The sequence below is a fragment of the Alteromonas sp. BMJM2 genome, from assembly GCF_027257845.1.
Classification (GTDB): Bacteria; Pseudomonadota; Gammaproteobacteria; order Enterobacterales; family Alteromonadaceae; genus Alteromonas.
The window spans coordinates 220,199-242,949 of sequence record NZ_JAPVOT010000003.1; the positions used below are offsets into that span (position 1 = coordinate 220,199).

Here is a 22,751-nt window from a genome sequence, read left to right on the forward strand (position 1 = left end):
TATTTTTATTAATTTTACGTAAAATTGTTATTTTTAGTTTACTTTTCACTTTTTTTACGTAAAAATTTTACGTAATTAAACATGGAAGGTAAATAAATGACTTCTTTAGACAATGATTTCTGTTACTCCTTTCCCGCCGTAAGAGGCGTTCAGGCTGGACGACCATTCTACATCGCCACATGTCCCTTAAGGATTATACCTAAAATATTTATATATGATGAAGAAGAAGTACCGCCAGAGTTGCGCGCACAGCGAACTCTGAATAAAGCACGCATACCAGAGATGAGTAGATACTTAGTCGACAATCCTGATGACTATGTTTTCTCTGCACTAACTGCATCGGTGGGCAGCGATGTTTCATTTGTAGAACAAGATAATGCACCTAACATCGGTACGTTAAAGGTTTCAATGAATACGAGTATTTTGATCAACGACGGACAACATCGTCGGGCAGCTATAGAAGAAGCGATAAAACTCAAGCCTGAACTTGGCCAAGATAACATTGCAATCGTTTTTTATATCGATGAGGGCCTAAATAGAAGTCAGCAGATGTTTGCAGATTTGAATCAACACGCTATCCGACCATCTTCATCACTTTCCACTCTTTATGATGAAAGAGACCCTGGGGCAAGAGTGGCAAAATATTTGGCGACTTCTGCTAAACCTTTTATTGGTTTTACTGAGATGGAAAAAGGAAGCATCCCAGTAAAGAGCAATAAAATATTTGCACTTAGCGCTATAAAACACGCAACGCGAGCACTTCTTGCTAAGGGACCAAAGGATGACATTTCAGACGATGAAAAGGATTTAGCGCTAAGGTTTTGGAATTGTATTAATGATAATATGACCGAGTGGCTTCTAGTACAGGAAAAGAAACTCGCCGTTAGCGAATTTCGTCAAGAATACCTTACTGCTCATGGTATTGCTCTCCAAGCTATTGCAATCGTCGGTCACCAGCTTCTCGACTTTCCAGAAGATAAACAGATAGAAAAAATTAAAATGTTTCAAGCCATTGATTGGCGAAAGTCGAATCCCGAATGGGTAAAAAGAGCAATGATGCACGGAAAACTGTCCAAAGCCAGCTCAAACATATTTCTAACAGCATTAGAAATTAAACGCCAATTAGGTCTCGAATTAAATCAAGAAGACCTGCAGAAAGAAAAAGACTTACTTAACTCATGACATTAGCTAAACAATTCGACCTCGACGATTATATTGAATTTATAGACCAAGAAGATTTTGCAGGCCAGCCATTGGCTGAATATGTTGCCAGTGTGCAACGAGTGTATCTGAAAGATTCACGGCCTTGGGTAGTTGGTTATAGTGGCGGTAAAGACTCGTCAGCAGTGGTAGTGCTCATATATTTAGCACTATTAGGCCTGAAGCCAGAGGAGCGTCATAAGAAAGTGTTTGTTGTCGCCTCAGACACTTTAGTTGAGACTCCTATTGTAGTAAACCACGTAAACCGTTCTTTAGAAGCCATTCAGCGCGGGGCAGCTAGAGATAATCTGCCTATAACTTCACATAAAGTTGTACCCAAAACGAATGAAACGTTTTGGAGCAATTTACTTGGAAAAGGTTATCCAGCACCAACTCGTAACTTTAGGTGGTGTACCGAACGGATGAAAATTGATCCGGTAAGTTCGTTTATAACCGATAAAGTTAGTCAATACGATGAGGTTGTTGTTGTTTTAGGTTCACGCTCACAAGAGAGTGCATCAAGAGCTCAAGTGATTGCAAAGCACAAAATAGATGGTTCGGATTTAGCAAAGCACACTACGCTTTCAAATGCGTTTATTTACACGCCTATTGATATGTGGGCGGTTGATGATGTGTGGAAGATTTTACGTTTCTGCCATCTTACGCAAACAGAAACTCCCTACGGAATCAAAAATAAATGGTTTGATAAATACGACCTCGAATGGGAAACCCCATGGGGCGGTAAAAACCTTGTATTGTGGAACTTATACAAAGACTCTTCTGGGCAGGGCGAGTGCCCGATGGTAATTGATGAAACTACTCCTTCATGCGGTAACTCTCGTTTTGGATGTTGGACATGTACAGTAGTAACAAAAGATAGAGCCATGGAAAGTCTTATCCAAAATGGCGAAACATGGATGCTTCCCTTACTTAAGTTTCGTAACATTTTATCTAGAAGTACTTCTCCAACACTTAAGAAGAAATATCGAAGCCATATACGAAGGGACGGTCGATTAGCATTTAAAACGCTGAAAGAAGACGGTGAAAAAATTCTTACCGATGACTATACGACCGGCCCTTACAAACTTAAATATCGCAAAATAGCTTTAAAATTACTGCTTACAATACAAAAGAAATTATCAACTATACAAAAAGACCTTGAGCTAATTACTGTTCCAGAACTTCACGCTGTAAGGCACGAGTGGCTCAATGACCCAAATGAGCCTGACTGGGACGATGATTTGCCAGTAATTTTCAGAGAAGTATTCGGTTTCGACCTCGATTGGGCCATTGATGATACAAATCAATTTAGTCGCGAAGACTCTGCACTGATATCAGATATCGCACCAGAGTATGGCGTATCTCCCCATCTAGTCAGAAAACTTATAAGCCTTGAAATTTCAATGTCTGGCCTTTCTCGACGTACTGGTATTTACAAAAAAATAGGAAGGCTTATTCAGCAGGATTGGGAGTCAGCTGAAGAAATTATCAAACAGAATAAAGACAGTAGGCAAAATCAAATCAATCAGTCGAAAGAAGTGCAAGACTACGAAGCAGAGTTAGCCGCCATCACAGCATCTTTAAATAAGGAGATGCAGTTATGATTTTTAAAAAGCTAACCATGCAGAACTTTAGAGTGTTCAATGGCAAGCACTCTCTTGATTTACAGCCTAAAAAAGATGGCCTGCTGTCTAAGCCGATCATTCTTTTCGGCGGTTTAAATGGTGCAGGTAAAACATCCATTCTTACAGCTATACGGCTGCTTCTATTGGGAAAACGTGCTCTTAGTTCTATTCCAAATAACAAAGAGTATGCAGACTACCTTTCCCAGCAGCTAAATAATAAAGCGAAGAAAGAAGATAACTCGGCAAAAGCATTAATTAGCCTAGAGTTCACACACACTCATCAAGGCAAACATGGCGTATTTACTATCACTCGTACGTGGGGCGTTGATGGTAAAGAAAAGATAAGTTTTGAACACTCAGAAGAGGATTCCAACTTAACTTCAGAACAAATTCAGTCAATCATTTCAGAAATGATCCCTCCGGGTATAGGAGACTTGTTCTTCTTTGACGGTGAGAAAATTGCAGAATTAGCGGAAGATGATACAGGTGTTTATCTTAAAGAGGCCGTTCAAAAACTGCTGGGCTTGGATATTATTGAAAGGCTAAATATTGATTTAGATATATACCTAAATAAAGAAAGTGAAGGTAAAGCGTCAGCGTCAATTCAAAAAGAAATTACGAATCTCCAAAAACAAAAAGAGAGCTTTAAAGCAGAAGCCGACGCTTACAAAGAGCAAGCGAATGAGCTGTACCCGAAAATCACAAGCCTTCGCTTTGAAATGAGTCAAATCGAAAAAAGCATTCAAGAACGTGGTGGTGCCTTTGCTATTACAAGAGACGAAGAAAAGAGTAAACAAAAGTCGCTAGAACGTGAAATTGATACCATCAAGGGTAAGGTACTTCAAGAACTAGATGGTGCATTTCCTTTATCCTTAGCACCAAAGGCTATAAGTGGCCTGTTCCAACAACTTACTCGTGAGAAGGAACTTAAAGCCAAGCATTCTTTTAACAACCAGTTATTGGCACAAACTGAAAAGCTTGCATCTACATTGTCATCAGCTCTAGCTGCGGATGAAGCGCAAGTAAGTGAGCTACTTAAACACTATGTCGAAAGTGACGCGCAAAGCTTTGCTGATGAGGCTTTAAGCCTGGATATCTCTGATAGAGAATTCCACCAACTTGAAAGCTTATGTGACGATGCAAATGAATCGAAAACTAGATTGAGCGACACTCTCTCTGAATTAAATTTAGCAGAATCAAACTTAGACTCGCTATCACTTAGAATTCAAAGAGCACCAGACGAAAAAGAGCTGGTTGGTCTTTACGAACGCTTACGAGAACTAGATAAAGCAGTGGCTAAAGAAAAAGGCGTTTACAAAGAAGTGCTTGAGAAAGCCCAAGCGGCCATGGCTAAGGCATTAGAACTAGCAAAAAGACTGGAAAAACTGTTCAACCAACAGAAAAATGAGAAGTCTTTACAAAAGGCTGTTACAAGAGTGAGCTCAACTCAAGGTGCATTGCAGGAATTTTCTGAAAAACTAACGCAACTAAGAGTTTCTCAACTTGAAGAGCTATTCGCCTTAGCCTACCGGAAACTTGCTAGAAAAGAAGACATGAAATTAACGGCTAAAATAAACCCAGCCACTTTCGATGTAGCGCTTATAGACCTTGACGGAATGGAAATTAACAGAAAATCGCTTTCTGCTGGTGAAAAGCAAATCTTTGCATTCGCGATACTAGAAGCTCTAGGCAAACTATCAGGAAAAGTACTTCCGGTTGTTGTAGACACCCCGCTTGGTAGACTAGATTCAAAGCATAGAGACAAGCTAATAAAACACTATTTCCCAGAAGCTGGGGAGCAAGTCATTCTCTTGTCTACAGATACAGAAGTTGATGCTGATTTCTACTCTATTTTACAGCCCGAAGTGTCGCATGCGTTTGAAATCAAATTTGACGAAGCTACTCGCTGTTCATCAGTAACCGAGGGTTACTTTTGGGAAAACCAAAAAGCGGAGATTGCCTAATGTTACCTAATAGAATGCAATTATCACGTACTGTAGAAGAGCAACTAAAAAAATTGAAAGGCTACACGGGGGTAACACCTAACGTATCAGCACGTATTGCCTTTTTTCGTTCGATTGAGTCTGATTTTAGATATGACCCAACAACGGACTACACAACTAACGGTAGCCTAACGTTGGACAAGATTACTTGGTTAGGGCGTACGCAAGAAATGACAGAACTTTTGTTGAAGTACACTTACCCAAATCTTGAGGGTAAGCAGCTACAACAAGCTTGGGCTGCTCATGTCGAGCATGGAATTGCTTCGATAAGAAATGTTAAGTCAGCTTCATTGCTTTTAAGTAAATTATCTACATAATCGTTTTTCGAGGAAGTACTTAGAAATAAGTACTTCCTCGAAATGGTGTAATAATTTAAAACGCGCGTAGATATTCAACTAAAGCTAATTTTCCATACATCTATGGCTTTTTCAGCTAATTTATCTTGCCTAGCCTGAATCTTTTCCTTGGTCCAATTAGGCTCTTCTTTTATGTTAAAGGTAGTTGCAAACTCTTTTGATGCTTCAATTAAAACCACCTTTTTTTCTTTAAAAGGTTTTCTAGCTGCTTCTTTATTTAATTTAGTACAAGACAAAACCATATTGCCTAACCTATTAGCCCATGTACTATATTCTTGCGCCTCAATATTGGTAGCTTCATTGCTCCAAGATGCGCATTGTTCTTGTGGCAAAACATGCTCAATATTTACTACCAATCCATCCGCATTTATCTTTTTCAATATTCCTGCTTCAAATTCCTCAATTGCAGACAAAAGATATTTGGCCTTCTTGGTATTGCAAGTTAAGTACTTAAAAGAGTCTGAAAACTCTTGATCACTAACATAGATATTTTCTGCCTTCAGCGCTTTAGCTACTTTAATTGCTTTTGTTAGTTCACCATTCTTAATCTTGTTAGGAATTGTTGAAATAGCAGTAGAATATCTTCCTGTATGTTTATCAGAAACATAGACATATCTTACCTGAAAGACTATTAAATATTTAAGAAGCTTATTGAACTCACTAATATCAAAAACAGGCTGTGCAGCCATAATAATTGGGTGCACTACTTTCGCAGAGAGTACCTTTAACACCTGTAGATTGTCTGTTGTTTCTTTATTGTAATCATTCCAAAGAGCATCAGAAGGGTTATTTATCGCACTATACAGACGTGCCGCCTGTGTAATGTCATTAGAAAACTCAACTGCTGAAGAGCTTCCATTTCTGATGAATTCTCGAATTTGAGTAAACAGGCTTTGTTTTGAAGTTCTTCCTTTATGCACAGTCCAAAAATTGTACAGAAAGTCATTGGCCGAGTTCATATCCGATAAGTGTTCTTGCATTCTTATCCAGTTATTTTTTACTCTTTCAAAAGAGCTGCCGGATACTTTAGAAAATAAGAGGTTCTTTACCAGATCCATTGTATCCAACTCCCTCCCTCTATCATTAATTGTCTCAAAGATCAGGTAAGCATCTGACTCATCTGATACACTGATATTCAGTATTTGTAGCTTTTCCAACAAATATACTGCAATTTCTTTTAACGTTTTGAGCTCTTTCTCGTCCCCACAATAACGCTCTACATAGCCCCATGCATTGTCTATACAATCCAACAATTTATAGTTTGAATCATGCTTTTTGTATTTCTTTTTCTCTCTTTCAATTTCATCTCTTGTTGTATCTGTAACGATGAATGAATTGTAAATATAGTTATTTTCTTCATTCATCACATATCTGTTAGCGCCATTTTCAGCCAATAAACTTCCTGTAACCTCGAATCTTTGCTTTAGAATCGTATAGAATTTATGGTATTCCTCATTTTTTTCACGATCTTCATGAAACATGAATAGACATAACCGTCGAATAATACTAAGTAATACAAGGCTTGTAGTAAGTCTCTGTTGCCCATCAATTATTTCTACTTCTTTTTCTCCAATAGTTTTTGAGACTATTGGGCCTATGAAGTAATTAGCCCTACCTTCATCAATCGACTCCCTTATGTCTTGCCAAAATACTTGGACTTCGTCACCACCCCAGGCATAACTCCGCTGATATAGGGGTATTTTCAACTTATCGTATTTGCTAAATTGTCGTTCTAGACTTTCAAGTTCAGTGACTATATTGCTCATGTGATACAACTTCCTTTTAGATCAGTCTTTAAAAATGTTTCAAAGAGAAAATTAGATTTTTTAATTTATTGTGGCAAACTCCTAAAATAGCCTTCTAGCTTTACTAAACCTTATCAAATCGTAATTTTTGAGCTACACCCAAAGTTATTTGTTATTTATGAAAAACATTCTTCTCATGCCATTCAATATAATCCCCTGTGGGGAAAAAATTTTTATTGCGAGGCAAGAAGATTTGCTTTCCTTCAAGTCCCCAAAAAAGCTCATCGATTATTTGTCCGCCTGTTAGTGCATGAGATATCCTTAGCCTCATATCATGTGAAAATGCTATTACCCCTTTGTTTAACGCTTTATGGTGAATTGAACAAAGTGCTAGGCCATTGTTGACTGAGCATGGACCGTTGAACTGCTTCCACTTGATATGGGCCGCCTCGATAGCAAAAAGATCATTATTCAAACGCGCATCAAAACCACAGATTGCACACCTACCGTTATATGCATTCAGTACTTCGCCTCTAAATTTAGGATCGCGTTTATTAACCTCCTTAAAAGCTAACTCTAAACCTAATTGCGCACTTATGTCAGGCACGACGCTTTCGGGAAAGTTATCACTTAACACACTATTAAGTAGATCAATATTGAGTTGCCTATCTTTCTTCAAAAGTGAATACGCTTCGTTACTGAAGCCTCCTAGCACGCCATACTTTATTAATTCAGACTTAGGCGGATCATTATTACTTTTTCTAGGTAGACACTCGCCTGCGTTGTCTAGACGCCATATTCCATCATTGATTAACCTCCAAAAAGGATATTCTGGATGATAAACTCTTCTTGCTGGCCCAAAACGTTGCAATAGAAGATGAAGGTCTGGGTCAACCTCGTTTGCATAGCTAAACAACTGGTCATGACCTTGGAGATATTTTGCCAACGCATATGCCATCATCAACGGCTTATTTGGCGCTCGCTGATCAGCTCGGCTCCACCGCTTAACGTTTAAGACGGCAGCTCTAAGTTCATTTGGTGTCATTCAGCAATTCCCAAAATGCCTTATCTTTAATTTTTGTTATTTTCTTATCACCATCCACATACAAACTATGGTGCTTTTCCAACTCACGTATCGATTTCATCAGATACTCTTGGTCAGTCTTATCGTCTTTATTGAAAAGTGACTTAATATCTTGATTTCTTATCTGTGAAACGCGATGAACAATCCAGCTTAATATATAAGTAGAGTAGTCGTTATCACCTGTTTTAAAGTGGGTTATATCTTGAGTAGACAGGATTACGCCGACGCCATATTCGCGACCTTCCTTAAGTATTTTCCGCAAGCTTGGGAAATTTTGCGACATAAAGTTATCAGCTTCATCCACTAAGATAAGCTTTGTGACTTGCCTGAAGTCGCCTTGTACTAATGGTTTACCTTGCTTTTGCATTTGTGAGTAGAAGAGGTCAAGTGTTAACGCAACAACAAGACTTTGAATTTCGCTTGGGTAACCTGCCAGCTCAATTATCGTAATTCCGACTATCAACTCGTACAAACTTGTGCATTTATTGACATCGCTTTCAAATACTTCTAGCTCGTGAAGGCTTTCAAGCGCTGCATAAAGTGAATCTTCAGCTGGCTCGCTGTCCAAAAACAACGCCCACACGTCTGCAATAGTTGGCGCGGGTTTACTCCAAGTTGAAGAGTCGGCTTTGCTTATACCAGCCAAATCATAAGCCTGAGAAATTAGCTGTCGTAACCTAAGCTGTTGCTTCTGGCCTAAGCCGAAAGCTTTACCCATTGTTTCTGAGAACCCGCGAGCAGTATGCACCGGCAACATTGGGGTAGAACCAAACAGACTCAGAGGATTGTAGGGCAGCCTAAATAAATTGTACTTTTTGCCGCTTGTCGCATTGATGAATTTATCATCCACATAATCCGATTTGTAATCGAAAATAAGGATACCAATAGGCTTACCATCAACATTATTTTTTTGATTGCGATGGAGCTGTGTGACGACTGATTTAGTACACTGGGTTTTACCTGTACCCATTGTTCCAATAATACCCGAGTTGGTATTCATGAATTTTGCAGTATTTGTTGGTTCCCAAAACACAGGCTCTTGGTTTTGTACAGAATGGCCAACTAACACCTTCAAAGTTTCGCTAGATTCCGCGTTATGTTCGTCAGCCACATTCACTCCAAGCTTCTCGGCATGTTGCTCAGCGTTAGTCCTGTAGTCAGTTTCCCGCTCATCCACATTTAAAGAAGTGTCTTCTTTTGACTGTATTTTGTTACCGACTAATAGTGTGGAATCTCTTAAAATATATTCGCTATTGATATGACAAAGCTTTTCGGGCTGCTGTTCGAAAAGTTGTGATAGCGGTGTTTTTATAAAGGTCGAAAGGTTGCTTATTGGTAGCTCTATTTTTAGTATATTTTCTTTCAACTCGAAGGCCGGCTCAAAGAATGTGTCATTCTCTACGTGAGATACTAAAAAGCCTTCAGGGTAATTAGCCAAATCAGCAATAGCATACTTACCCTGGAGCCACCATTCGCGACGAGAAAGTAATTCATCGAAGTAGTTATCGCTATATAGGTTGTAAAGCTTGTATTTATCTATCTGCATCAACAGCTGCCTCACAAATAACCCTCGATAAAGTTGAGCAGCTAAGCTCTCCCCTTTCAGTACATCTTCTTCCAGATAGCGCTTAAGCTCTTTAGCTTGCTGCACCCCTTTGTTGTGCGTTTGCCTTTTACCTGTTTTAACTTCTACAGGCAGTAACACCATTGCATCTTGCTTAAAGCCTACAAATAAAACGTCGTCTGAAATAGCGCCCTTGATGGTTCCCGCAATATTACTTTTTGAAAAGTCACTTTCTGACATTTTCAAGCCAATGTTACCTGCAACTCTCAGCATCTCGGCAACTGAAAGTGGAACCCACGTAATATCAGATTTATTCAGCAAACAATTTACAAACTTATACGCCCCAATAATTCCGCGCTTTTCTTTACGTTCGTTGTCGTTAGCAGTGATCATTTTAAGAAGCCATTCACCATTGAAAGCGTTGAACTCTTCAATGATGCCGCCCTGATCTCGCTCAAGGACTTTCTTGTATAAATCAGATTCTTCCGTAACGGTTATCGCGTCATAGTTTATTGAGTTGGTGTAGTTATCCGAATAGTGAATTAGCACTACGTTTTTATCATTGTCGAAAAAATCGAGTGTCACTTTGGGGTCAATAATTGTCGTCCAAATTGAACTCGAATAAGCACATTGAAGAAGTTTTCTAAACTTACCGCTTACTACTAATGCTGTAGATTTTGAGCGTGAATACTGCTCATCGGGCTTACGTGCTGGTTTTATAAGACCATTCAAGCGTTCCGCTATTTGAAGGTGAGGCTTATCGTCATATTCGATACTTTTAAGGCCAAAGGCCGTTGAATAGCTATCTTCCTCACTGGATGAGGCTTCACCCGCTAATAAACCTTCAGCAACAACGCCACTTAATTCTTCGTTAACGTTGCGGTCTCTAGACTGTACTTTGTCGTTATTTTTAAAAAAGGAAATATGAGCGTAATGATGAGGCTTAAAAGTACCACCTTCTAACTTCTCGTTTTCGAACTTACTGTACGTTAATCGCGTTCGAAGTAGGTCAATTACTGTATCGGCAATATCCTTATCTTTTCCTTTGTTTAAACCATACTCGGCTTTTATAACGTCATAGCTAGCAGTGTCAGAAAAACGGTCAAACTCACAGTACTCTATTTCATCGTCATAAATATTTACGTGAATTTGGCAGGCTTTATTTTTGTATTGCTTGATAAAGTCTACAAGGCCAAGAAAGACTTCCTTGTTTTGCCCATTGTTTATGGAATTGATTATTAACTTGGACCGTTCGCCATTTTCAAAAAGGCTTGAGAACGCATCTCTAAACTCAGAAACCTTATCCCTAACCAGTTTCTGTACATAGCCGTAACTAGTTTCTTGATGAGGGACAATACGTAACCACATACTATTGTCAGTCTCATACTGACAGTATCCAAACTCATTATTAGGGTCATAAATAAATGGCATTAATCCTTGCGCATTTAATCGGGAAAGTGTGACTTTTGGCAGCTGCTTGAAGCTGTTGGTTTCGTCTTGTACCACCCTTTGCACAAGATACAGGTGATAAGCTAAAACCATAGGATGATATGGCGTTATGTACTCGACGCCGTTGAACTCTGCAAAGCCGATATTAACTAACTGCTTTTGCGATTGGCTTAGCAGAGTATCGTACTGAATACTTCTTAGTGCTTCGTTGTAAGTGCACACTATACGTTCAACAAGCTCTTGGTAAGTATCGCCCCATCCGCTCAAACTTGGCAAGGTGTTGTTATTAGCCAGGTAGGCAAAATAAGTAGAGTACGCTGAAGATAGTTCCGGGTAACTAGTAGCGATATCTGCAACGGTTACATGTAAATTGTTAGATACTGGGCGATATAGACTATTGTTATCAAGAAGCTCTTGCTCCCATTGTAAAAGCGTTAATCGCTTTCCTTTGGGTGCTATTTCATGGTTGTCGAGTTGGATCTTGCTCTTGCGTCTATTAAATACCGCAAAATAGTCGTCATTAAACAGTTTATTAAAACGCTCTTGATTAAACATAAGCGGTAGTGATAACGCATCAGTAGCTACCGCTCCCTCGATGCTGAACCTTAACTGTGTTTCTGTACCTTTTACTACAAATTCAACATTGTCAGATTCTGACGATATTTGTTCAAAATCAATTACACCTACGGTGCTGTTTTCAAACTCTTGCGCGTTTTCAGTGAGCGTATCTTCCTTACCATGCTCGGCAATTTGAAGATTGTTTTCTTCGGTTTGGATAATAACTAGCTGGCGCTTGGGGTCTATTAGGAAGCTATTTTCTATTGAATTTAGATAAAACTCACTTTCTTTAAGTACTAATACCTTAAAGCTGTGATTTTCAGCAGATTTATCGCGTTTAACGCGGAACGTAAAAAAGGTAGCAGTATCATAATAATTGCCTGAAACAGTAATACGGCTGCGCTTCCCACCCGCATTATCGGGGTTACTAAAATCGACACTTGGCTGGCTAGCGTTGAGAATTTTGCACTCTTTTTTCTCTACTTTTCCGCCAATGAAACTGATTTCTAGCTCGAAGGTACTCTTCCCCTCCGGCATCACATAAATGATGTTCTTAGTGCGCCTTCCGGCTTTTGTATCTGCTTGTGTTCTTACTAATAACTTACCCTCTGATATAGACTCTTTTTCAAGCTCTAGAAGGTTTTCTTTATTCTTCCTTTGTTCTTGTAAACATGCCTCTAACTCTAAATTGAACTTCCATGCTTCTGGGTCTTGTTCATCGAAATACTTTTTAACAAAGGAGGGACTAAAGTCTTCTTCCCCAAGTTTTTCCTCCAAACTTGTTGGAAAATGGTGCGTAATGTAGTCGAGTTTTTCATACATTTGCTTGTTTTGCTCAAGCCTGTTCGCAATCTGATTAGGAGAGTCCCACCCTTTCAGTAGAGGATCATTTAGCAGAGCTATTTCATGGAAACTGATTTCACCATCATCAACAAGCGCATTAAACAGCTCTTCAAACCCAAACATCGTTGCACCATCATCAACGATCTGCTCAAAACGATGGCTTAATAAACATTGAGTAACGCGTTTATTGTCGTTTAACGGGTCGATTTCCCCCTCTAATGCTTCTTTAATTTTTAGCGGATGCCAAACCCATCCTGGCTGTGCAATGTTCTCAGCTGAATTTATCAATGTATCAAGCATCGAATTGTGGATAATCAGAAGACAAGAGTCTTTAACTTCGCTTTGCTGGGAAGCGACTACATCTCGAATGTGAGAAATAAAGTTTTCGCTACAACCTTCTCCTTTATCTTCGCTATGCAAAACAATTAAGAGTTTGTAGCCCCCAACTTGAATAAAGGGTATATCCGCATTTCTGATGGAAATATGGCCTGCTTTTCCGGCGCATAAGGCATTAAATAGCTTTTTACTATTGTCTTTATCCGGGGACTGGAATTGGTAACGATAACCTTTGAAGAAATGTTCAGTACCCCAGTTTACTAACTTCTCAGCAAGAAAATTCTCAAACTGTTTTTCTGACATAAACTGCATCTCCACTGTCACTCATTCTCTCTACATTCCCAATGCGCTCATAAAAATCTACAAGCACTTTTTGTGTTTGTTTGTCAAAACAGATTCCTCTAGCACTGAACTCCATCAGTAGTTCATGAAGTCTCAAGCGCTCCCTTTTCCCAATAACAATATTTGTCAAAAGCAGTAAATAATCTTGATTAAATACTAGAACTCGTCCAGCTCTCCCCCTGCTTTGAATAAAGTGTCCGCACAACTCAGACTCTATGGCTTTAGCGAAATAAATATTAATGTCATGGCGAGACTCACCCCTGTTGAATTGAGATTGAAAAAGCTCAAGTAAATTCTCTAAGGCCGAGATGATATTACTGGCGGGTGAAATGGGAATGTCTAGTTTCCTGTCGGCTTTAAAATCTAAAGCATACTTATTTAATGCAGTAAGAGCTTCTTCGCCTTCTATAAGTCTATGGATGTCCCATAATGGAACCTTAACAGCTTTACTGTCTTGTAAGCTGTCATTCATTGCTAAATACGGAAAAACTTTACTGAAATTATTTGCGAGCAGGCGATACCCAAAATTCTTAATATACGTTCGTTCATTCGACGCTTTCTCGGTATCCAAAATGAAATAGCAAGATTTAGCTGTCGGTTCCCCAGCTCTCCACTCACTTAAATTTAGAGTAAGCTGTGTAGTGTAAATAAATGCATAGAGCTTTAAAAAGGCCGTTATGTTTTCTATAAAATACCTTGGCTTCGATGCAATGAAGTCCAAATCTTGTATAAACAAATCTCGTAGAAAAGGGAGATAAGGTAACTCCGATGGTGAGTTGGATACTGTACCAACTGTTGAACCTGTTACTACACAACTGTTAAATGTCTCAACTAGCGCTTTCTCTAAAAAATTCAAGTTTAAACTGGGTGACTTTTGCAAGTAATGACCCTGCAACAAGTTTAAAAATAAATCTCCAAGCCTCTTGTTTGCTGAGTTTCCTTTGATGTCTTGTGCTTTAAATAGTAAAAGCTCTGGACTAATGTTAAATAATTCATCGCCTTCAAAATACATACGTTCGAGATGTTGCCAAAACTGCGGCTCGTCCAGTTTTGATTCAAAATTTTCTTTGCACTTTAGCTTGAATTGTTCAAATTGATTATTCGCAATATTTTTCCGATAGGCATGCTTTACGAAGTGACCAAGTATAACGTCCCAATCGAAAACATCTTTTCTATCTTTAGTATTGATAGGAAAAAATGAAGCTTTATTATCTTTGGGTTTTAGCTCTGCTTTGAGTTTGTACATCTTTCTAAACCCCACTTACTTCTATTTCGTCATCATCGTGACGTAGGCTTATCGTTAAACCGTCTTTAACTATGGTGAGCTTATCTTTACTTGATGCGATGTCAGCTATATGGTCAGCAAAGTCATCTAAAATAACGATGGTATTTTTGTCGTGCTTGTTTGGCCTGTACCCGCCAATAATTCTATTCATCATATTAAGAAGGTTGATATTAACTTGCATTGAAACTCTTTTACCTTCAACGGATATATGCGCTACAAAGTAAGATGTACTTGTTGGTGGTGCATGTTGAATTGCATCGAAATCTGGCTCCATATCGACATCTGTCATAATTTGGTAGCCATTGTGAGATGAGATAAGAAATTTACCTTTTGCAATCGACTTGGCGTTTCTATTGATATAAGTATGGATTGCAGTGAATATTGTCTCTTTATAGAAGGCTTTTAGTTCTCTCTTCTCTTCTTTACCCCCTACAAAGCGAGTATGTAGATTCCATACTTTCGCGTATTTGTCTAACAGAGGTTCATCAAAATCTTCAAGGAAGCCTTTGTGATAGTTGTTGGCAAGATCTGCTTCGCCCAGTAGATAGAATAGCCTTAGATATGAGTGAGAATTCTTTGACTGACGAATTCCATATGTCGAGGATAAGTACGAAGTAAATTCTTTGAAACGTTTATCGAACAAGCCTAAACTAGTACTTAAAAGAAACTTATCTACATTTTCTGTTCTAACATCTGCAGGGTCAAAATCTACTATTTTGGATGAGATTTCGTTATCGGAGGCATTGAACATATTATCAAATAGATACCCCTCCGGTGATAACAATGTGTGAACAAAGTCCAACAGCGTTCTAGCAGTCAGAAACTGATCTTTAATCAAACGTGCTTTAAAGAGTACATCAACAATTCGGTCTTGAACTTGTGGAATCGAAAGTAACTGGTAATTAGTGCAAAGGACCTCGTTGCCGTCATGACTTGCTTGTTCTTTATCAAAGTACTGCCGTACAATATTGTCTTCATTATTAGTTATGCGTTGCAAGATTGCTTTAACAAAGTCTGAAGAGTGGCCAGCACTGTTTAAAATAAACTTTGGATAATCCTCAAAGTTTAAAAATACATACTCTGAAGCCGACTCTTTCGAGTTTAAGTAACTAGCGATTGCCGCGCGTACATTCTCATTCTTACCCTCTTCGACATAATTTCCCATCATGCCTACATTAATACCAACTACTAGCGCCTTGTCATCACTTTCATAGTCAGTAAAAACTTTATCGAGAGTTGATATTGCAGACTCATCTGGTTCAAAGCTATGCGTTGCATCTAGATGAAAAGTAGCTTTGTGAGAAAACTTCGAAGCATATTGAGTCAGGATTTCAGACTTACCATCTCCACTACTACCGCAAAGAAAGATAACTTTTTTATTGCCCGCAGATAATGCAGTAAGGTGTTTTTCGAAGTCTTTTTGAATATCTGTTTCGATGTATAGATATTTCTTTACTGCATCAAGCTCAGCTGAAATGGCGTCTTTTCGCTCAGTAGAAACTGCATACGGAGAAGATTTAGACAATACGCTTAATACGTCAACAAAACGCATCCTACTTCCTTATAGTTAGTCTTTAGTTGTAAAACCTAACATTGATTGTTTTGCTTTGACAATGGAATTCGTCGACATTTGGGTATAATTAATCAAGTTTAAGTATTTTGCTAAGCCTTTTTTATACAAGCATTTTTCTTACATTTTGATACTGACTATCCGTTTTATAACAGTGAAATAGGTTCGATAAAGCTTATTTTGCGCCTCAGCAACAGTTAGAACTTTATCGGATAACTATCCTAAATACACAATTAAGATTTTGCTGTAACTGCGTCATCACCCTTTTTAAGCCGTTGTCTAGATATTCAAGTATATCACTAACATGTTCTTCAATAAGGAGCAGAGTCGGTAAATGAAGGTACTGAAATAAAATCAGCTTCTTAACTGCCAACTCGCCAATCGTATATAAGTTTTTGTTGCAGAAAATGCACTCCGAAACCGATACTTACTATATATACAGCGATCAGAATCGGCAGCTCGCTGCTGCGTTTAAGCGGCCGAAGTATGTTCCATAATTAACCGCTATTATTTACGTCTCAAAATAGCACTTCGCTAGCGAATAAGCGCGTTAGAGAGATTGTTGAACATGAAAAAATAGATAGTTCAGTCTATTTGTTTATTCGAGAGAGTAAGCTCAGAGGGAAAACTGCTTCCCCCTTTACGTTTTATGGCGAAGTGAAGTATAAGGGTCATGAGGGTGAAAAGCCGATGAATGTCACTTGGGAGCTGTTAGATAAAAACTAAAGCTAAGTCTGAATTTAGCGAAACTGAATAAATACTCAAAACAAGGATGTTTACATATGCCAAGAAAGAACACTTCATTTGCCGATTTACTTTTTGAGGCACCATGGTGGATTTCAGTTATAACAGCAATCATTACCTATTTCGGTATGACCCATTTTCTTCCTTCTATTCAAACAGAAAATCAACTCATCAATATGTTACTTCAGGGCATAGCAGTTCCAGGCCCTTACTTTGCGATATTTATACTGCTTATTGCGCCGTTTTCATTTTTTAACTCCCGACGTAAAGCAAAGCAATTAGACACTCAAAAAAGCATCGAAACTATTCGGCAAATGCACTGGCGCAATTTTGAAGAATTAGTCGCAGAAGCTTTTCGAAGACAGGGCTTTCGCATAACGGAAGGAGGTTACGGAGCTGACGGTGGAATTGACTTAGAGTTGATAAAAAACGGAGAGCATACACTAGTTCAGTGCAAACAATGGAAGTCTAAAAAAGTAGGTGTGAGCGTGATACGGGAAATGTATGGTGTGCTCACCGCCAGTAATGCTGAAAAAGTCATTGTTATCTGCTCAGGCGAATTCACTCAGCAAGCTTTTGACTTCGCGAAGGGCAAACCGATTGAGTTATTAAGTGGTGTAGAACTCTTATCACTTATTCAAAAAGTTCAGGCATCGCCGACTGTTACAACGATGGAAGTAACGGAGCAAGTGGAGACGCTAGAGGCATCCGAGATACTGGTGACTGAGGAGGCGTTAAAACAAGCACAGTGTCCAAAATGCGGAAACACACTCGTCGAGCGTATTGCGAAACGAGGCTTAAATGCAGGAAATAAGTTTTTGGGATGCTCTAATTTTCCTAAGTGTCGATATACGGAATAAAAGTAGAGGAATCGAACCTGTAACTTCTGCCTCCGGAGTGCAAAAGCCAGCGCTTCTTTAAAGCGACTAAATGCTTCATCGAACACCTCACGCTGTGCTTTTGCTACCCGCTTTTCTTAATACGCTAATCATCGGCACTAATTGAGTTTATAATAGCGGTTAAACCGTTTTTGAATTTCATCGACCAACTTGAGTAGAACATGGCCCATAAAGTACGTTATAAGTTTAAAGGTGTGGCAAAAGAGATAAATTTTTCTTACAGCCTCCATCAAAATATGCATGAAGCCGTGGCCGATGCTGAGGGAGTAGACCTTTCCCAGTTCCTGCAAACTGAACAGCAACTTGCTGCTATCAGTAAAGACAAAAAAACCGTTAGAAACTTCAGAGATACCGAATTTGTGAAAATGGGGTTTTCTGACTTGTACTTTTTAAAAAACGGCCAAGAATGATGGTTGCGCCTTTGCAGTATTTACTAGACCTCTGAAACACTTTGCTTTTTTAGCTTAACGGTCAAATTTTAAAAAATGGCGCATCCGATAGGATTACTCAGCGCGTCCTGCGCTTCGCCCTGCGGGCCGCGCTAAAGCGCGTTCAAAATCGCTACCGCATTTTAATAGCGTGCAACCACCAGCTGTAAATTTCTCTCGTAAGTTTTATGTTCGTCGATAAGGAGACATTATTGCTACCTTTGGAACGACAAATGCCTTCATCTCCCGTAGATTCAAACACTAAACAACTAGGTTAAGTGTGGCTTTTTCCAACTGATAACTATTCACTTAGACAAATAGCAATTCCTCTAGATGTTGGTATTACTACTCAGAAATTGAGAAGGGGGCAATCGCCCCTACTCGCCTTATGGCCTATTCGTATTTTTTCTTTTTATCATGGCGATAGGCTGCCTAGATAGAACGCTTTTCCATGACGCTGCCAACATGTCTTTCTATTGACTCGCGTAGCCCTTGCATGGCGTTTACTTCATCCAGTGATGCCAGGCAATCAAGGATCCCCTGCGCCATGCTATCGACAGTATCGCCGGCTATAGAACGGCTTACCCCCACCTCAAAGGCGAATTCAATCAAATCTCGGCGCATTGGGAAAGCTTTGCTCTTCCGCATTTTCAGCGCCATGGCGTTATCGATAGTCGGGTATATGAGCGTGTGAGTAACATCATAAACTGGGCAGTCCGATTTAATATACCGGATAATTGCCCGGCCACATTGACCTTCAACTGGCGAACCTGTTCGGGCAGCCCGGCGAGAATGGAATTAGTCGTCATCGTAAATAGAATCTAGTTCGTCTAATGTCGGGCGGCGATTAAGAGGGGTAGCTGTTAATTCTAACCCCATAAGAGTTAAGTACCGCTCCAGCAGCTGGAGTGACCCTTGGTACCGGCCATTCTCAATACGTGATATTTGAGACCGGTCTACTTTAAGTTTGCTGGCAATGTCAGCCTGGCTTAAATGCCGACGTTTACGCTCAGCCATTAACTGATTACCGATTGATTCTCTGCTCATTATCTACACCAAAAGTGTGTTTATATATGCACAAGAAGTACGATAAGCTAAAAATGTGCATATATAAACACAATAAAGCAAAGCATTTTCGCTGCTTGCGTGTAATTAAAATCGTAGCAATACACCAAGAAATAAGTCAGTTAAGTTTCACACATCGGATTTCCGCTGCAAGATTTGTGGTAGTACATGAGATAAGGCAGCGAGTATAGTTACTCTCGTACAAGCGTCTGCGTAGGCTATTTAATAGCAGCGATGGGTTGGTATGGCTACCATTTGCATATGTTTACATTTGGCGATGAGCACTATGGGGAAATTTGCGATTTTAATGATGATTATTTAATTGACCAACGCAGAAAGCAGCTTCATAAATTGTTGGGAAGTAACCAACACTTTTCTTATGTTTACGACTTTGGTGATCATTGGGAGCATCAAATATTTGTAAAAAAATCAATTCAACTAACTCCACACCCATTTTTCATCATATCGGCGGAAGGGGCCTGTCCACCCGAAGATTGTAGTGGTGAGCCAGGATACGAAGAGCTGAAACGTGTCGTTGCCGATCCTGAAGATGAAGAGTACGAGGACATGATTGAATGGTGTGGTGAAAGTTTTGACCCTTACCATGTTGATATAAGCCGTATTCAAGACCGGTTAAATAGCATCAAATAATTGATTCGACATTGAACCGCATTGTGGCCCCAGCGAAAGCGTATATCAATACTCTAACTAGATTAGGTTCTGTTTACACAAATGTGCATAAACTTGATTTATACAGTTTTAGGCATATAGTAATTTTATACAGTAATCTGTATATTTTTATTTTATGCATAAATCGGTATAAGAAAACCAATATGAAAATTAATACGCCCAAGGATCTTAGCGCCATTATCAAGGACAATAGAAAAGCCAAAGGGTGGACTCAAGCTGATTTAGCAAAACGCATTGGCGTATATCAACGGGATATTTCTAACTGTGAAACCAAGCCTGAAAAAATCTCGGTCGATATGCTTATCAAACTTTGCGCGTCGCTAGACTTAGCGCTGAAGGTCGACAACTTGGCCATGGATGAAGTATCCACTCAGACTAGCTCACTGGCGAAAAAATCACTGAGATTCTGATGGGGCGAAAATCACATACCCGCACACTCTTTTGTTCAATGAACGGGTTTCCTGTGGGTGAGTTGTATTTAAAAAATGGTCGCATAAGCTTTAAGTACAACCCCGACTGGCTAGAGATAGAGGGAAGCCGCGCTATTTCTCTGAGCCTGCCTATGCAACGAGCTGAAATAAAGGGTGAAGCTGTACATGCTTATTTTGATAATTTGCTTCCGGATACAAGCGCTATCAGAGAACATATGAAAGATCGCTTAGGCGCCGATAGTGCCAAGCCTTTTGATTTGTTAGCCAAGGTTGGAAAAGATTGTGTGGGTGCGCTCACATTCACTCAAGCGCCTGTCACAGACGAAATGCCGCCACTGTCGCTCACGTCATTGTCTGAGGGTGAAGTCGCACAAATTATCAGAGAAACTTGTCTTGAGAAAATGCTAGGCATGAACTCAGATAATGACTTCCGAATTTCTCTTGCTGGAGCGCAGGAAAAGACCGCTCTAACCCTATGGGAAGGAAACTGGTGCCGGCCCCATGCCTCAACGCCAACCACCCACATCTTTAAACCGCCCATTCTTCATCATGAAAGCTTGGGAATAGACTTATCTTCGAGTGTAGACAACGAATGGTTCTGCCAAACGTTTATGAAAAACCTAGGCTTGGATATAGCAGATTGTGAAATTGCGAAATTTGAAGACCAGAAGGTGCTGGTAGTGGAACGCTTTGATCGCAGAATTGAGGAAGACACTATCTTCCGGCTTCCCCAAGAGGATATGTGTCAGGCATTAGGGAAAGTGAGTGGTTCGAAGTATGAGGAAAAAGATGGTCCAGGTTCTCAGCAGGTCATGGAACTGCTGTCTAGCTCAAAAAACGCATACAACGATAGACTCGAATTTTTTCGTGTGCAAATCGTATTTTGGTTGCTTGCTGCTATTGATGGGCATGCAAAAAATTTCAGCATTGCACTAAATCAGGATGGGTACCGTCTCACACCCTTTTACGATGTGCTAAGCGCCTACCCCTACTTCGGTCAAGGGAACATTCAGGCAAAAAAAATAAAAATGGCAATGAAAGTCCACAGTAAAAATACACACTACAAATGGAATGAAATTATGCCTAGGCACTGGCCAGAGCACGGAAAGCGGCAAGGAATAGATAAAGAGCAAACACTCGGCATATTGGCCTTTTTAGACGAAAAGGTAGAGGAGGCGCTGACTTCCACCCTCAAGCAGGCGAATGCACATTTTGATATGGGGGTAGGTGAGATTATAACCAAAAGAACACTCACTTGCCTGCGTAAAATAACGACTTTTCTGAACGGATAACGTGCAGCTCTACTATTTGTTCCGATTCATATTAGAAGTAATGTTTCACTCTAAATGATGATTTATTTTGTGACTTGTAACTAAGAAAAGCGAAGTATGAAAAAGGACCGGTGACCCGCAGAGGTCAGCGCGTAGCCTAGGATATGTTTGGCTACTGAGTCGATGCTTTCTGTGTTGTGTTCACTGTCAACTGATTTTTTAGCCAAATTATTTTCGCTGCATGCCATCATAAATAGTACCGCCGGATCGAATGCATTGAGCCGTGTAGCAATGTCTTTGATAGACCGGTAAAACCGTGGATTGGATATGTTGTCGATAAATGCGTTAATAATTGCGTGGTATACCACGTTGGCTCTCCAATTATTCTGTTGATCATTGTAACCAGACGATATTGGATGGTACGGATTTTCACCGCTAGCGTGTAATTAAAATCTAGCAATACGCAATTGACTGGCGCTATTGTTTTTTTTGAAACTTAAAGTACTTAACATAAACCAAGATACTCCTAACTATGGCAGTGTGCAGCAAAGCGATGTTGAAACACCTATGCCCAATGACATGTATCAACAAATCGTAACCCGTATTAGGGAGCGATGTAGCACGTTAAGGCGGAGTTTAGACAGGTAGCCAGTATGTGGCTACGCTTTTTCCCACTTTTTGAATGTTTGCTAGCAAAAAATTCGATAAACAAGGAAATCTTATACCCCTCTTCTTCCCTTGAACCGTAACAACTTATAAGCGCTTAATTATACTTCAATCACCCCTAACCCACCACATTCAAAACCGAGGCTGATTTTAATAAAGGTCTGATATTTCTACTAATGCTTACCGCTATTGCACTCGCTGGGGCTATATGGCTTGCTTAAACCCAACAAAGCGGACCCAAGCCTAGCTATACTGAACAATGCTTTGTGCAGCTTTTTTGCAGCAATTAGTGATATGCGTAGTGTGGCGTTACTTAATGAGGGGCTATAAGGCCTCAGGTAATGAAGAGTTGAACACTGCAGTTAAAACCTGCCCTGTACTCTCATCATTATCTGCTAGTTTGATTGCTAACTTGGCTGTTAATTTATCTGCTCGGGAAGCGCATTTGTTTAAAATGTTGCAGTCGGTAACTTTACTCCCTGGCCCGCCATCACGCATAGCCGATAGCAATGTATCATCGCTTTCATCGTTTCTTAAAAACACTCCATAGTTATTCTTTTAAGATTTAAAAGATTCAACCAAACTTCTTATTCAAAA

The 22,751-nt window shown here is 39.6% G+C and carries 18 protein-coding genes and 1 pseudogene; 10 read left to right on the top strand and 9 right to left on the bottom strand.

All coding sequences use genetic code 11. From position 1 onward, the window contains the following. Positions 1-96: 96 nt before the first annotated feature. From dndB to dndE, 4 genes are read left to right on the top strand one after another with little or no spacing between them, the layout of a single operon-like run. Positions 97-1,182 (top strand): DNA sulfur modification protein DndB, encoded by a 1,086-nt coding sequence (gene dndB / locus O9X84_RS05420; RefSeq protein ID WP_269518608.1) that lies wholly within the window; start codon positions 97-99, stop codon positions 1,180-1,182. Further along, positions 1,179-2,804 carry a DNA phosphorothioation system sulfurtransferase DndC gene (locus tag O9X84_RS05425; protein ID WP_269518609.1) on the top strand — a complete coding sequence of 542 codons (1,626 nt, stop codon included), beginning with the start codon at positions 1,179-1,181 and terminating at the stop codon, positions 2,802-2,804. Before dndB ends, O9X84_RS05425 begins: the two co-directional genes overlap by 4 nt. After that, a complete protein-coding gene (dndD, locus tag O9X84_RS05430) occupies positions 2,801-4,789 on the top strand; it encodes a DNA sulfur modification protein DndD (protein ID WP_269518610.1) in 1,989 nt (662 codons plus the stop codon). The genes O9X84_RS05425 and dndD overlap by 4 nt, the downstream gene beginning before the upstream one ends. Continuing rightward, positions 4,789-5,145: a DNA sulfur modification protein DndE gene (dndE, locus tag O9X84_RS05435; RefSeq protein ID WP_269518611.1), complete on the top strand. Its 357-nt coding sequence runs from the start codon at positions 4,789-4,791 to the stop codon at positions 5,143-5,145. Before dndD ends, dndE begins: the two co-directional genes overlap by 1 nt. Positions 5,146-5,219: 74 nt before the next feature. Here dndE and O9X84_RS05440 read toward each other — a convergent pair whose 3' ends face one another. From O9X84_RS05440 to dptF, 5 genes are all read right to left on the bottom strand, one after another. After that, the gene (locus O9X84_RS05440; protein WP_269518612.1) at positions 5,220-6,950 is read right to left on the bottom strand and encodes a DUF262 domain-containing protein; all 1,731 of its coding nucleotides are present in this window, start codon (positions 6,948-6,950) and stop codon (positions 5,220-5,222) included. 151 nt (positions 6,951-7,101) lie between these two features. Further along, on the bottom strand, positions 7,102-7,974 hold the full coding sequence (locus tag O9X84_RS05445) for a phosphorothioated DNA-binding restriction endonuclease (protein ID WP_269518613.1): 873 nt from the start codon (positions 7,972-7,974) through the stop codon (positions 7,102-7,104). Continuing rightward, positions 7,961-13,066 (bottom strand): DNA phosphorothioation-dependent restriction protein DptH, encoded by a 5,106-nt coding sequence (gene dptH, locus O9X84_RS05450; RefSeq protein ID WP_269518614.1) that lies wholly within the window; start codon positions 13,064-13,066, stop codon positions 7,961-7,963. The genes O9X84_RS05445 and dptH overlap by 14 nt, the downstream gene beginning before the upstream one ends. After that, positions 13,047-14,351, bottom strand: coding sequence for a DNA phosphorothioation-dependent restriction protein DptG (dptG, locus tag O9X84_RS05455; RefSeq protein ID WP_269518615.1), 1,305 nt, complete (start codon positions 14,349-14,351; stop codon positions 13,047-13,049). Before dptG ends, dptH begins: the two co-directional genes overlap by 20 nt. Positions 14,352-14,355: 4 nt before the next feature. Further along, a complete protein-coding gene (dptF, locus tag O9X84_RS05460) occupies positions 14,356-15,942 on the bottom strand; it encodes a DNA phosphorothioation-dependent restriction protein DptF (RefSeq protein WP_269518616.1) in 1,587 nt (528 codons plus the stop codon). Between the two features lie 540 nt (positions 15,943-16,482). Here dptF and O9X84_RS05465 point away from each other — a divergent pair. The 3 genes and pseudogenes from O9X84_RS05465 to O9X84_RS05475 form a co-directional block, all read left to right on the top strand. After that, positions 16,483-16,686 (top strand): annotated as a pseudogene (locus O9X84_RS05465) (hypothetical protein); the annotation flags it as partial. A 56-nt stretch (positions 16,687-16,742) separates the two neighbouring features. Further along, positions 16,743-17,564, top strand: coding sequence for a restriction endonuclease (locus O9X84_RS05470; protein WP_269518617.1), 822 nt, complete (start codon positions 16,743-16,745; stop codon positions 17,562-17,564). 200 nt (positions 17,565-17,764) lie between these two features. Then, complete coding sequence (locus tag O9X84_RS05475) at positions 17,765-18,013, top strand: DUF2960 family protein (protein WP_269518618.1); 249 nt, start codon at positions 17,765-17,767, stop codon at positions 18,011-18,013. 450 nt (positions 18,014-18,463) lie between these two features. Here O9X84_RS05475 and O9X84_RS05480 read toward each other — a convergent pair whose 3' ends face one another. Together O9X84_RS05480 and O9X84_RS05485 are read right to left on the bottom strand one after the other, a co-directional pair. Next, a complete protein-coding gene (locus tag O9X84_RS05480; RefSeq protein WP_269518619.1) occupies positions 18,464-18,679 on the bottom strand; it encodes a hypothetical protein in 216 nt (71 codons plus the stop codon). Between the two features lie 150 nt (positions 18,680-18,829). Continuing rightward, positions 18,830-19,078, bottom strand: a complete 249-nt coding sequence (locus tag O9X84_RS05485) for a helix-turn-helix transcriptional regulator (protein WP_269518620.1) — start codon at positions 19,076-19,078, stop codon at positions 18,830-18,832. A 252-nt stretch (positions 19,079-19,330) separates the two neighbouring features. Between O9X84_RS05485 and O9X84_RS05490 the strand changes: the two genes are divergently transcribed. The 3 genes from O9X84_RS05490 (at position 19,331) to O9X84_RS05500 (ending at position 21,509) form a co-directional block, all read left to right on the top strand. Further along, positions 19,331-19,747: a plasmid pRiA4b ORF-3 family protein gene (locus O9X84_RS05490; RefSeq protein ID WP_269518621.1), complete on the top strand. Its 417-nt coding sequence runs from the start codon at positions 19,331-19,333 to the stop codon at positions 19,745-19,747. Between the two features lie 182 nt (positions 19,748-19,929). Beyond that, positions 19,930-20,196 (top strand): helix-turn-helix domain-containing protein, encoded by a 267-nt coding sequence (locus O9X84_RS05495; protein ID WP_269518622.1) that lies wholly within the window; start codon positions 19,930-19,932, stop codon positions 20,194-20,196. Further along, positions 20,196-21,509, top strand: coding sequence for a type II toxin-antitoxin system HipA family toxin (locus O9X84_RS05500; protein ID WP_269518623.1), 1,314 nt, complete (start codon positions 20,196-20,198; stop codon positions 21,507-21,509). The genes O9X84_RS05495 and O9X84_RS05500 overlap by 1 nt, the downstream gene beginning before the upstream one ends. A gap of 80 nt (positions 21,510-21,589) precedes the next feature. Here the strand turns inward: O9X84_RS05500 and O9X84_RS05505 are convergent, their stop codons facing one another. Both O9X84_RS05505 and O9X84_RS05510 read right to left on the bottom strand, forming a co-directional pair. Then, a complete protein-coding gene (locus O9X84_RS05505) occupies positions 21,590-21,856 on the bottom strand; it encodes a hypothetical protein (protein WP_269518624.1) in 267 nt (88 codons plus the stop codon). Positions 21,857-22,478: 622 nt separating this feature from the next. Then, positions 22,479-22,697 carry a hypothetical protein gene (locus O9X84_RS05510; RefSeq protein ID WP_269518625.1) on the bottom strand — a complete coding sequence of 73 codons (219 nt, stop codon included), beginning with the start codon at positions 22,695-22,697 and terminating at the stop codon, positions 22,479-22,481. Positions 22,698-22,751 lie beyond the last annotated feature (54 nt).